The sequence below is a fragment of the Bacillus sp. SH7-1 genome (genome assembly GCF_008042405.1).
GTDB lineage: Bacteria > Bacillota > Bacilli > Bacillales > Bacillaceae_G > Bacillus_A > Bacillus_A thuringiensis_N.
The window spans coordinates 1-13,033 of the sequence record NZ_QNUD01000002.1 but is presented as its reverse complement, the minus strand read 5'-3'; the positions used below and the strand labels follow the sequence as shown (position 1 = coordinate 13,033).

Here is a 13,033-nt window from a genome sequence, read left to right as displayed (position 1 = left end):
TATATTATTTTCCTAAACAAAATTGAGAGAACAACTGGTCAATTAAGCTTTCATGAACGGTATCACCAGTAATTTCACCAAGTATTTCCCACGTTCTTGTTAAATCAATTTGCACCATATCAATTGGCACACCATTTTCTATCGCCTCAATTGCATCTCCAATTGTTCTTCCTGCTTGTGTTAATAATCCAATATGTCTCGCGTTAGAAACATATGTCACATCTGCAGAATCAATTGTTCCTTCAAAAAATAAATCAGCTATTGCCTTTTCAAGCTCATCTATTCCTTGTTCCTCAATTAACGACGTTGTAATAACACGATTTCCCGCTGCCAATGCTGTAACACGTTCCATATCGATTGCTTGCGGTAAATCTGTCTTATTTACAATAACAATGAAATCTTTTCCTTGTACCGCACGGAATAGATCTTCATCCTCATTCGTTAAAGCTTCGCTATAATTAACGACAACTAACACTAAATCAGCTTGGCTCATCATTTCTTTTGAACGCTCTACACCAATTCGTTCAACAACATCTTCTGTTTCACGAATCCCGGCTGTATCTATAAGTTTAAGTGGTACACCACGCACATTAACGTACTCTTCAATAACATCACGAGTTGTTCCTGCAATATCAGTTACAATTGCCTTTTTCTCCTGAACGAGACTATTTAATAGCGATGACTTCCCAACGTTAGGTCTACCGATGATTGCAGTAGCAATACCTTCACGTAAAATCTTTCCTTGCTTCGATGTTTCTAATATTTTTGCAATTTCAGCACGAACATGTGTAGCTTTCTCAATTAAAATATTATGTGTCATTTCTTCCACATCATCATATTCCGGGTAATCTATGTTTACCTCAACATGAGCTAACGTTTCTAATATGTCCTGACGCAAACGGCCGATTAATTTAGATAATCGCCCTTCCATTTGATTAATTGCTACGTTCATTGCACGATCTGTTTTTGCACGGATTAAGTCCATAACAGCTTCTGCTTGTGATAAATCAATACGGCCATTTAAAAAAGCACGTTTTGTAAATTCACCAGGCTCTGCTAATCGTACTCCTTGCGCTAAAATAAGCTGCAATACTTTATTTACCGAAACAAGTCCACCATGACAGTTAATTTCTACTATATTTTCACGTGTAAAAGTCCTTGGTGCACGCATAATAGACACCATCACTTCTTCAATAACCTGATTTGTATCTAAATCAACAATATGACCATAATGAATTGTGTGAGAAGAAACCTCTGTTAAGTCCTTCCCTTTAAAAATACGATTAACTTTTTCAACCGCATCATCCCCACTTACTCGAACAATGGCAATTGCACCCTCTCCAAGTGCTGTGGAAATTGCGGCAATTGTATCGAATTCCATGTCCTTTCACCTCACTTGCTTATTTATCTCTATTTCAACATGATTATTTTCTTCACTAAATTATTAGAATACCATAACGAACCTATCTACAAAAGAATAATAACTCATTTTATTATGTCCTCATGTAAAAAACACTAAACTTATTCACAGTGGATAAGTTTAGTGTTTTTTAGTTATCCACATCTATTTTCCCCTCAAAAAAAACCGGCACTCAATTGAGTAACCGGTCATTTGGAAGATATTACAACATGTCGATGTGGTTCTTTTCCTTCAGAAGTTGTAATGATATTTTGATGATTAGATAATGCTTGGTGGATAATCTTTCGTTCAAAAGATGGCATAGGTTCCAACACAACTCTTTTTTTCGTACTTACTACTTGTTTTGCTAATCGATAAGAAAGTGCTTCTAATGTACCTTTTCTTTTACTACGATAATTTTCAGCATCTAGTGTGATACCAATATACTGCTTCGTATTGCGATTCGCCACAAGTTTTGTTAAATACTGTAAAGAGTTCAAGGTGTTTCCTCTTTTTCCAATCAAAACACCTATATTTTCCCCAGAAATTGTAAATTCAACTTCGCGTCCTTTTACAATTTTACTAATCTCAGCTTCCACACCCATATCGTGAATAACATTTTTTAAATATTCTTCACATTCTTGAATTGGGTCTTTCTTCAATACAACTTCTACTACTGCAGGTCGATTCCCAAATAAACCTAAGAATCCTCTTTTACCCTCATCGATAATATTTATATCTACTCGGTCTTTTGAAGCATTTAATTGCCTTAAAGCATCCTCTACTGCCTGCTCAACTGTTCGACCTTTAGCAGTGATTACACTCACTTGCCTGATCCCTCAGCCTTACTAGCCTTAATTTCTGGCCCTTTGATGAAATACATTTGAGCGATACCAAAGATATTACCAACAACCCAGTAAAGTGATAATGCAGCTGGGAAGTTAATTGCAAAGATTAAAATCATAATCGGCATAAGCCAAATCATCATTGCCATTTGCGGGTTTTGGCCAGCAGTTCCTGCCATTGCAAGCTTTTGCTGAATAAATGTCGTAATTGCCGCAACAATTGGTAAGATATAGTACGGATCTGCATGTCCTAAATCAAACCATAAGAAACTATGCTGCTTAATTTCAGCCGTTCTCATAATCGCATGATAAAAAGCGAATAGAATTGGCATTTGAATGAAGATTGGTAAACAACCGGCTAATGGATTCACACCATTTTTTTGATATAACTGCATCATTTCCTGTTGTAATTTTTGCTGTGTCGCTTGATCTTTAGAACTATATTTCTCTTTTAGCTTCACCATTTCTGGTTGTAACGCCTGCATTGCTTTCGTACTCTTCGTTTGTTTAATCATTAATGGTAATAATGCAAAACGAATGATAAGAGTTGTAACAACGATTGCTAAACCGTAATTACTACCAAATAAGTTGGCAAAATACGTAATTAACTGAGAAAGCGGGTATACGAAATATTCATTCCAAATTCCAGTACTTTTCGGTGTAATCGGCTGACCCGTTTCACTACAACCAGTAGCAATTGCCATTAATACAATAACCATGGCTAGTAAACCTATTTTCTTTTTCAAAGCCTGCTCCTCCTTGTTTCGGTATGTATATAGTGTAATTCATTTCCTTACGCTACTTTTTTATCCTTTTCATACCAGAGCGTTTAAAGACATGAATTAAGCTTTTCTTTAATTCTTCATATGTCATCTCTGCACAAGGCTTCCTTGCTATTATAACAAAATCTTTTCCAGAATCTATCTCATCTTTTAATTCTATGATCGACTGGCGAATCATACGTTTAATTCGGTTACGCACTACTGCATTTCCTATTTTCTTGCTGACAGAAAGACCAATGCGAAAATTTGGCTGCTCTTCTTTATCTAGTTGATAGACAACAAATTGACGATTTGCATTCGATTTTCCTTTTTGAAAAACCGTCTGGAATTCATCATTCTTTTTTATACGATGTTTTTTCTTCATATCAATTGACACTCCTGTAGTTCATCAGCGGAAATTCACTATTATTAGAAAAAAAGACCACTGAACGATCAGTGGTCTACGCAGATAATACTTTTCTTCCTTTACGACGACGAGCTGCTAGCACTTTACGTCCGTTCGCTGTGCTCATACGGCTGCGGAAACCATGTACTTTGCTGCGCTTACGTTTATTTGGTTGGTAAGTTCTTTTCATTATATGACACCTCCCTGAGGAATATCTGTTAAAGACAGTCTTATAAATTATAGTTAATCAACTAGGAAAATGTCAATGGTTCTAGAAATTTTCATCAAATATTCATTTTGAACCTATTCACATACTTTTTCACAGACGCTATATTTCCTTGTGGATAAATGTTTTTTCTTGTTTTTTATATCCACAAACTTTTTTCGTACTTTTACACAGTATATCGTGTTGTGGACAAGTTTATTCCACAAGGTATTGATTTTGTGGATAACTTTCTTAATTTCATTGCTATAGCTACTTTTTTTTGATATTATAGTTGTGTTTTCACTTTGAATAAGTTTTCCACACCTTTATCTTATCCACAAATTGTGTATAACATGTGGACAGTTTTAATCACATGTGGGTAAATGCTTATCCACATTCGCTTTTTTTGTCGAAAACCCTATCTCATATACAAACGACGTTTTTAGGTTTTAAAATACGTTTCGTATAAATATACATTTTATATTTATTTAGGTTGTACATTTGTTGCGCAACCTTATTCTTTTACCATCTTAGTAAAGGAGGGACACCTTTGGAAAACATCTCTGATTTATGGAACAGTGCCTTAAAAGAACTAGAAAAAAAGGTCAGTAAACCCAGTTATGAAACATGGTTAAAATCAACAACCGCTCATAATTTAAAGAAAGACGTATTAACAATTACGGCTCCAAATGAATTCGCTCGTGATTGGTTAGAATCTCATTATTCAGAGCTAATTTCGGAAACACTTTATGATTTAACAGGGGCAAAATTAGCTATTCGCTTTATTATTCCCCAAAGTCAAGCGGAAGAGGAGATCGATCTTCCTCCTGCTAAACCAAATTCAGCACAAGATGATTCTAATCATTTACCACAGAGTATGCTAAACCCAAAATATACGTTTGATACATTTGTTATTGGCTCTGGTAACCGTTTTGCTCACGCTGCTTCATTGGCCGTAGCCGAAGCACCAGCTAAAGCATATAATCCCCTCTTTATTTACGGGGGAGTTGGACTTGGAAAGACCCATTTAATGCATGCAATTGGTCATTATGTAATTGAACATAACCCAAACGCAAAGGTTGTATATTTATCATCAGAAAAATTTACAAATGAATTCATTAATTCTATTCGTGATAATAAAGCGGTCGATTTCCGTAATAAATACCGTAATGTAGATGTTTTATTGATAGATGATATTCAATTTTTAGCAGGAAAAGAACAAACTCAAGAAGAGTTTTTCCATACATTCAATGCATTACACGAAGAAAGTAAACAAATTGTAATTTCAAGTGATCGGCCACCAAAAGAAATTCCAACTTTAGAAGATCGTCTTCGTTCTCGCTTTGAATGGGGACTTATTACGGATATTACGCCGCCAGATTTAGAAACACGAATTGCAATTTTACGTAAAAAAGCAAAGGCTGAAGGACTTGATATACCAAATGAGGTCATGCTTTATATTGCAAATCAAATTGATTCAAATATTCGTGAGCTAGAAGGCGCACTCATCCGAGTTGTAGCTTATTCATCTTTAATTAACAAAGATATTAATGCTGATTTAGCAGCTGAAGCACTTAAAGATATTATTCCAAATTCTAAACCAAAAATTATCTCTATTTATGATATCCAAAAGGCTGTCGGGGATGTTTATCAAGTAAAATTAGAAGATTTCAAGGCGAAAAAGCGAACAAAATCAGTTGCCTTTCCTCGCCAAATTGCAATGTACTTATCACGCGAACTTACAGACTCCTCCTTACCTAAAATAGGTGAAGAATTCGGCGGACGTGATCATACAACCGTTATCCATGCCCATGAAAAAATTTCTAAGCTACTTAAAACGGATACGCAATTACAAAAGCAAGTTGAAGAAATTAACGATATTTTAAAGTAGTAGCTGAATAGTGTGAATAACTTCCCTTGTTTTACGCACAGTCTATCCACATGTAGATAGACTGTTTTTACATCCTTCAAAGGGGTTATCCACATATCCACAAGCCCTATTACTATTACTACTATTTTTTATCTTTATTAATTAAATAAAATCTTATACTTACCGGAGGTTTTTCTTTATGCGTTTTTCAATACAAAAAGACTATCTTGTAAGAAGTGTACAAGATGTAATGAAGGCTGTTTCTTCTCGTACAACAATTCCGATCCTTACAGGAATTAAAGTTGTCGCTACGGAAGAAGGCGTTACATTAACAGGAAGCGATGCTGATATTTCGATTGAATCTTTCATCCCAGTTGAAGAGGATGGAAAAGAAATCGTAGAAGTAACACAATCAGGGAGTATTGTTTTACAGGCAAAATATTTTAGTGAAATTGTAAAAAAATTACCTAAAGAAACTGTAGAAATTTCTGTTGAAAATCATTTGATGACAAAAATAACTTCTGGAAAATCAGAGTTTAATCTAAATGGTTTAGATTCTGCAGAATATCCATTATTACCACAAATTGAAGAACATCATGTTTTTAAGATTCCAACGGATTTACTTAAACATATGATCAGACAAACTGTATTTGCAGTTTCCACTTCTGAAACAAGACCGATCTTGACAGGTGTAAACTGGAAGGTATATAACAGCGAACTAACTTGCATTGCTACAGATAGTCACAGGTTGGCTCTGCGAAAAGCAAAAATCGAAGGCATTGGAGATGAATTCCAAGCGAATGTTGTTATTCCAGGGAAAAGCTTAAATGAATTAAGCAAAATTCTAGATGAGTCTGAAGAAATGGTAGATATCGTTATTACGGAGTATCAAGTATTATTCCGTACAAAACATTTATTATTCTTCTCAAGATTGTTAGAAGGAAATTACCCTGATACAACTCGTTTAATTCCAGCAGAGAGTAAAACAGATATTTTTGTAAATACAAAAGAATTTTTACAAGCAATTGATCGTGCATCTCTATTAGCAAGAGATGGTCGTAATAATGTTGTGAAATTATCAACCTTAGAACAGGAAATGCTAGAAATTTCTTCGAATTCACCGGAAATCGGAAAAGTAGTAGAAGAAGTTCAATGTGAAAAAGTAGATGGGGAAGAGTTAAAAATATCTTTTAGTGCAAAATATATGATGGATGCACTAAAGGCATTAGATAGTACTGAAATTAAGATTAGCTTTACTGGAGCAATGAGACCATTCTTAATTCGTACAGTAAATGATGAATCCATTATTCAATTAATTTTACCGGTTCGTACTTACTAAGTAAGAAATAAGGGTTGCTAGTTTTCAGATGCTAGTAGCCCTTATTTGATTTTTGGGTATTACTTTCCTAATGCTAGTTTATTTAGTACAATGAAAGAATGAACACTTTCAGAAAGTGAGCGATTTTATGAAACGTATTAAAATTTCAACAGAGTATATTACACTAGGACAATTTTTAAAGTTAGCCGATGTAATTGATACAGGTGGCGCTGTAAAATGGTTTTTACAAGAATATGAAGTGTACGTGAATCAAGAACTTGAAAATAGAAGAGGTCGCAAACTGTATGCGAACGATATTATTGAAATTCCAGGAAGCGGAACTTTCCAAGTTCAGGCATAAAGGGGGAGCCCTTTGTTTATTAAAGAAATACAATTAAAAAACTATCGCAATTATGAAAAATTAGAGCTTTCCTTTGAGGATAAGGTCAATGTAATTATTGGCGAAAATGCACAAGGGAAAACAAATTTGATGGAAGCTATTTACGTATTAGCGATGGCGAAATCTCATAGAACCTCTAATGATCGTGAGCTCATTCGCTGGGATGAAGATTATGGTCAAATCAAAGGTAGCTTGCAAAAAAGAAACAGTTCTTTGTCTTTAGAATTAAATATTTCTAAAAAAGGCAAAAAGGCAAAGTTAAATCAACTTGAACAACAAAAACTAAGCCAATACATCGGTGAAATGAATGTTGTCATGTTTGCCCCAGAAGATTTAAATCTTGTAAAAGGAAGCCCTCAAGTAAGAAGACGCTTTTTAGATATGGAACTTGGACAAATAGCACCCGTTTATTTGTATGAACTAAGTCAATATCAAAAGGTGCTCACGCAACGAAATCACTTGCTTAAAAAAATGCAAGGGAATAGCAAAAATGAGGAAACGATGTTGGATGTATTTACACTTCAACTCATTGAACATGGTACAAAAATATTGCGAAAACGTTTTGAGTTTTTGCACTTACTACAAGAATGGGCTGCACCAATCCATCGTGGGATTAGTAGAGGATTAGAAGAGTTAGAAATCATCTATAAACCAAGCGTAGATGTATCAGAATCAATGGATTTGTCGAAAATAAAAGAAGTATACTATGAAAGTTTTCAATCTGTGAAACAACGTGAAATTTTCCGTGGTACGACTTTAATAGGTCCTCATCGTGATGATTTACAATTCTTCGTTAATGGTAAAAATGTTCAAGTCTTTGGTTCGCAAGGACAACAACGAACGACCGCACTGTCCCTAAAATTAGCTGAAATTGAATTGATTTACTCAGAAGTTAAGGAATATCCAATTCTTTTATTAGATGATGTTTTATCAGAGCTAGATGATTATCGTCAATCACATCTGTTAAATACAATTCAAGGTAAGGTGCAAACATTTGTGACAACGACGAGTGTCGACGGAATTGAACACGAAACATTGAAAGAAGCAAAAACAATTCATGTAACGAACGGCACGGTAGATTGTGAAATAGATAGGGCATAACCCCTGTTTAAATGGAAAAGTAGGTGATCTTTGTGTCAATGGACCAAAAACAAATGCAAGAGAACGCATATGATGAAAGCCAGATACAGGTGCTTGAGGGACTAGAGGCAGTTCGGAAACGTCCGGGTATGTATATTGGATCTACGAGTGGAAAAGGACTTCACCACCTTGTATGGGAAATTGTTGATAATAGTATCGATGAAGCATTAGCAGGATATTGCGATGAAATTAATGTTAGCATCGAAGAAGATAATAGTATTCTTGTAACCGATAATGGACGTGGTATTCCAGTTGGTATACAAGAAAAAATGGGACGTCCTGCAGTAGAGGTTATTATGACTGTCCTTCACGCCGGTGGTAAATTTGGCGGCGGCGGTTATAAAGTTTCTGGCGGTTTGCATGGTGTTGGAGCATCTGTTGTAAATGCATTATCAACAGAACTAGAAGTATTTGTACATCGTGATGGTAAAATCCATTACCAAAAATACGAAAGAGGTATTCCGGTTGCTGATTTAAAAGTTATCGGTGATACAAATCAAACAGGAACAATAACTCGCTTTAAGCCAGATCCAGAAATCTTTAAAGAGACGACAGAATATGAATTTGATACGTTAGCAACTCGTATGCGTGAGTTGGCGTTTTTAAATCGTAATATTAAATTAACAATTGAAGATAAGCGTGAACATAAGCAAAAGAAAGAGTTCCATTATGAAGGTGGAATTAAATCTTATGTGGAGCATTTAAATCGTTCAAAACAACCAATCCATGAAGAGCCTGTATATGTGGAAGGTTCAAAAGATGGAATCCAGGTTGAAGTTTCGTTGCAATATAACGAAGGATATACAAATCATATTTACTCATTTACAAATAATATTCATACGTATGAAGGTGGTACACATGAGGTAGGATTCAAAACTGCCTTAACGCGTGTAATCAACGATTATGGTCGTAAAAATAATATTTTAAAGGATGCGGATAGTAATTTAACTGGTGAAGATGTTCGTGAAGGTTTAACAGCGATCGTATCAATTAAACATCCAAATCCACAATTTGAAGGACAAACGAAGACGAAACTTGGAAATAGTGAAGCGAGAACGATTACAGAATCTGTATTCTCGGAAGCCTTTGAAAAGTTCTTACTAGAAAATCCAAATGTTGCGCGTAAAATTGTAGATAAAGGCACGATGGCAGCACGCGCGCGTGTAGCTGCTAAAAAAGCTCGTGAATTAACACGTAGAAAGAGTGCATTAGAAGTTTCAAGTTTACCTGGTAAATTAGCGGATTGTTCTTCGAAAGATCCAGCAATCAGTGAAATTTACATCGTAGAGGGTGACTCTGCCGGCGGATCTGCGAAACAAGGACGTGACCGTCATTTTCAAGCGATTTTACCACTTAAAGGTAAAATTATTAACGTTGAAAAGGCACGATTAGATAAAATTTTATCTAATGATGAAGTGCGTACAATTATTACAGCAATTGGTACAAATATTGGCGGGGATTTCGATATTGAGAAGGCTCGTTATCATAAAATTATTATTATGACGGATGCCGATGTGGATGGTGCACATATACGTACCCTATTATTAACGTTCTTCTATCGTTATATGCGTCAAATAATTGAGTGTGGTTATATCTATATTGCGCAACCACCATTGTTTAAAGTACAACAAGGTAAAAAAATTCAATATGCTTACAACGATAAAGAACTTGAAAAAATACTAGCTGAATTACCAGCCCAACCTAAACCTGGAATTCAGCGTTATAAAGGTCTAGGAGAAATGAATCCAACCCAGCTGTGGGAGACAACAATGGACCCAGAAGTACGTTCGTTACTTCAAGTTTCTCTTCAAGATGCAATTGAAGCAGATGAAACATTTGAGATTTTAATGGGGGATAAAGTAGAGCCACGCCGTAACTTTATCCAAGAAAATGCAAAATACGTGAAAAACCTTGATATTTAAATGAGTAATGACAGGAATATAAGTATTCCTGTCTTCTACATATAAATCAATGTATGTGTAACGGAAATGTAAGAGGAGGTGCTCGTTGATGTCAGAAAATCAACAACAAGCACGAATTCGAGAAATTAATATTAGTCATGAAATGCGTACCTCATTTTTAGATTACGCGATGAGTGTTATCGTATCTCGTGCATTACCAGATGTTCGTGATGGGTTAAAACCAGTTCATCGTAGGGTTTTATATGCGATGAATGATTTAGGAATTACAGCTGATAAAGCATATAAGAAGTCGGCGCGTATTGTCGGCGAAGTAATTGGTAAGTATCACCCTCACGGAGATTCAGCTGTTTATGAAACGATGGTACGTATGGCGCAAGATTTTAGTCAACGTTATATGCTTGTTGATGGTCATGGTAACTTTGGTTCTGTTGATGGAGATTCAGCGGCAGCAATGCGTTATACAGAAGCAAGAATGTCTAAGATTTCTATGGAATTAATACGTGATATTTCAAAAAATACAATTGATTATCAAGATAACTATGATGGTTCTGAAAGAGAGCCAATTGTATTACCAGCTCGTTTCCCTAACCTACTAGTAAATGGTACGACGGGTATTGCAGTTGGTATGGCAACAAACATTCCGCCGCATCAACTTGGCGAAGTAATTGATGGTGTATTGGCATTAAGCCATAATCCTGATATTACCATTGCGGAATTAATGGAATATATTCCTGGGCCAGACTTCCCAACGTCAGGTTTAATCTTAGGGCGAAGTGGTATTCGTAGAGCTTATGAAACAGGACGAGGCTCTATTATGCTTCGTGCCAAAGTTGAAATTGAAGAGAAATCAAATGGTAAACAATCTATTATCGTAACGGAATTACCTTATCAAGTTAATAAGGCACGATTAATTGAAAAAATTGCAGAATTAGTTCGCGATAAGAAAATTGAAGGTATTACAGATTTACGTGATGAATCAGATCGAAATGGTATGCGTATTGTTATGGAAGTACGTCGTGATGCAAATGCCAATGTACTATTAAATAATCTATATAAACACACGGCACTTCAAACGAGCTTCGGTATTAATATGTTGTCTCTTGTAAATGGAGAGCCACAAGTCCTAAATTTAAAACAAAATCTATATTACTATTTAGAGCATCAAAAGGTAGTAATTCGTAGACGTACTGCTTACGAATTAGAGAAAGCAGAAGCACGTGCCCACATTCTAGAGGGATTACGTATTGCGTTAGATCACCTTGATGAAGTTATTACTTTAATCCGTAGTTCAAAAACAGCTGATATCGCAAAGCAAGGTTTAATGGAACGTTTCGGTTTAAGTGAGAAACAAGCACAAGCGATTTTAGATATGCGCTTGCAACGTTTAACAGGATTAGAACGTGAGAAAATCGAGCAAGAATATCAAGATTTAATGAAGTTAATTGCTGAATTAAAGGCGATCTTAGCAGATGAAGAGAAAGTTCTTGAGATTATTCGAGAAGAATTAACAGAAGTGAAAGAGCGCTTTAATGATAAGAGACGAACAGAAATTACAATCGGCGGTATGGAATTTATTGAAGATGAAGATCTAATTCCAGAGCAAAATATTGCAATTACGTTAACTCATAATGGTTATATTAAGAGGTTACCAGCTTCTACGTACAAAACACAGAACCGTGGTGGACGTGGTGTACAAGGAATGGGAACGAACGATGATGATTTCGTAGAACATTTATTGACTACTTCTACACATGATCATATTTTATTCTTCACAAACAAGGGTAAAGTATACCGTACAAAAGGATATGAAATTCCAGAGTATAGTCGTACAGCAAAAGGGCTACCGATTATTAACCTATTAGGGGTAGATAAAGGTGAGTGGATCAACGCCATCATTCCAATTCGTGAGTTTGGTGACGACCAGTTCCTATTCTTTACAACGAAACAAGGTATCTCTAAGAGAACGCCACTCTCATCATTTGCAAATATACGTACGAACGGTTTAATTGCAATTTCGCTTCGTGAAGAAGATGAAGTGATTTCTGTACGTTTAACATCTGGCGATAAAGATATTATCGTAGGGACAAGTAATGGTATGTTAATCCGCTTCAATGAACAAGATGTACGTTCTATGGGCCGTAATGCAGCTGGTGTAAAAGCTATTACACTAGGCGAAGAGGACCAAGTCGTAGGTATGGAAATTGTTGAAGAAGATACGAATGTTTTAATCGTAACGAAGAATGGGTATGGTAAGCGTACGCCGGTTGAAGAGTATAGACTACAGAGTCGTGGTGGTAAAGGTCTGAAGACTTGTAACATTACAGATAAGAACGGTAAATTAGTAGCGGTTAAGTCTGTAACAGGTGAAGAAGACATTATGTTAATTACAGCAGCGGGTGTTATTATTCGTATGCCAGTTGATCAAATCTCTCAAATGGGACGTAATACACAAGGTGTTCGTCTAATTCGATTAGAAGATGAGCAAGAGGTAGCAACGGTAGCAAAAGCACAAAAAGATGACGAAGAAGAAACAAGCGAAGAGGTTTCTTCTGAAGAATAAGAGAGGGGGGATTTTCCCCCTCTTTATTTTTTTATAATAATACTTGCATAGATAAGAGAAAGCTTATATAATAGGCAGAGTCAGCAAATGAGAGATACAAGTTATCGAAAAAAACTTGTTGACGAAAATAATATACTATGATATATTATTAAAGTCGCTAAAACGCGATATTGAACTTTGAAAACTAAACGAAACAAACAACGTGAA

General features: G+C 35.6%; 11 protein-coding genes. 6 read left to right on the top strand and 5 right to left on the bottom strand.

Annotated features, from left to right (window positions below):
* Positions 1-4 precede the first annotated feature (4 nt).
* The 5 genes from mnmE to rpmH form a co-directional block, all read right to left on the bottom strand.
* Positions 5-1,381 (bottom strand): tRNA uridine-5-carboxymethylaminomethyl(34) synthesis GTPase MnmE, encoded by a 1,377-nt coding sequence (mnmE, locus tag DN390_RS00260; RefSeq protein WP_063223995.1) that lies wholly within the window; start codon positions 1,379-1,381, stop codon positions 5-7.
* A gap of 227 nt (positions 1,382-1,608) precedes the next feature.
* On the bottom strand, positions 1,609-2,226 hold the full coding sequence (jag, locus tag DN390_RS00255; protein WP_097951319.1) for an RNA-binding cell elongation regulator Jag/EloR: 618 nt from the start codon (positions 2,224-2,226) through the stop codon (positions 1,609-1,611).
* The gene (gene spoIIIJ, locus DN390_RS00250) at positions 2,223-2,990 is read right to left on the bottom strand and encodes a YidC family membrane integrase SpoIIIJ (protein WP_060633071.1); all 768 of its coding nucleotides are present in this window, start codon (positions 2,988-2,990) and stop codon (positions 2,223-2,225) included. The genes jag and spoIIIJ overlap by 4 nt, the downstream gene beginning before the upstream one ends.
* 52 nt (positions 2,991-3,042) lie before the next feature.
* Positions 3,043-3,390 (bottom strand): ribonuclease P protein component, encoded by a 348-nt coding sequence (rnpA, locus tag DN390_RS00245; RefSeq protein ID WP_147806341.1) that lies wholly within the window; start codon positions 3,388-3,390, stop codon positions 3,043-3,045.
* Positions 3,391-3,466: 76 nt separating this feature from the next.
* Complete coding sequence (gene rpmH, locus DN390_RS00240; protein WP_000831901.1) at positions 3,467-3,601, bottom strand: 50S ribosomal protein L34; 135 nt, start codon at positions 3,599-3,601, stop codon at positions 3,467-3,469.
* A gap of 565 nt (positions 3,602-4,166) precedes the next feature.
* On the opposite strand from rpmH, the gene dnaA reads away from it, so the two are divergent.
* The 6 genes from dnaA to gyrA all read left to right on the top strand — a co-directional run bounded on the left by dnaA (position 4,167) and on the right by gyrA (position 12,826).
* A complete protein-coding gene (gene dnaA / locus DN390_RS00235) occupies positions 4,167-5,507 on the top strand; it encodes a chromosomal replication initiator protein DnaA (protein WP_097951318.1) in 1,341 nt (446 codons plus the stop codon).
* A gap of 178 nt (positions 5,508-5,685) precedes the next feature.
* Complete coding sequence (gene dnaN, locus DN390_RS00230) at positions 5,686-6,825, top strand: DNA polymerase III subunit beta (RefSeq protein WP_147806340.1); 1,140 nt, start codon at positions 5,686-5,688, stop codon at positions 6,823-6,825.
* A gap of 127 nt (positions 6,826-6,952) precedes the next feature.
* On the top strand, positions 6,953-7,165 hold the full coding sequence (gene yaaA, locus DN390_RS00225) for a S4 domain-containing protein YaaA (protein ID WP_000821369.1): 213 nt from the start codon (positions 6,953-6,955) through the stop codon (positions 7,163-7,165).
* 12 nt (positions 7,166-7,177) lie between these two features.
* Positions 7,178-8,305, top strand: coding sequence for a DNA replication/repair protein RecF (gene recF / locus DN390_RS00220; protein WP_060633074.1), 1,128 nt, complete (start codon positions 7,178-7,180; stop codon positions 8,303-8,305).
* 38 nt (positions 8,306-8,343) lie between these two features.
* The gene (gene gyrB, locus DN390_RS00215; RefSeq protein WP_063224001.1) at positions 8,344-10,266 is read left to right on the top strand and encodes a DNA topoisomerase (ATP-hydrolyzing) subunit B; all 1,923 of its coding nucleotides are present in this window, start codon (positions 8,344-8,346) and stop codon (positions 10,264-10,266) included.
* A gap of 88 nt (positions 10,267-10,354) precedes the next feature.
* Complete coding sequence (gene gyrA / locus DN390_RS00210) at positions 10,355-12,826, top strand: DNA gyrase subunit A (RefSeq protein WP_097951317.1); 2,472 nt, start codon at positions 10,355-10,357, stop codon at positions 12,824-12,826.
* Positions 12,827-13,033: the final 207 nt, after the last annotated feature.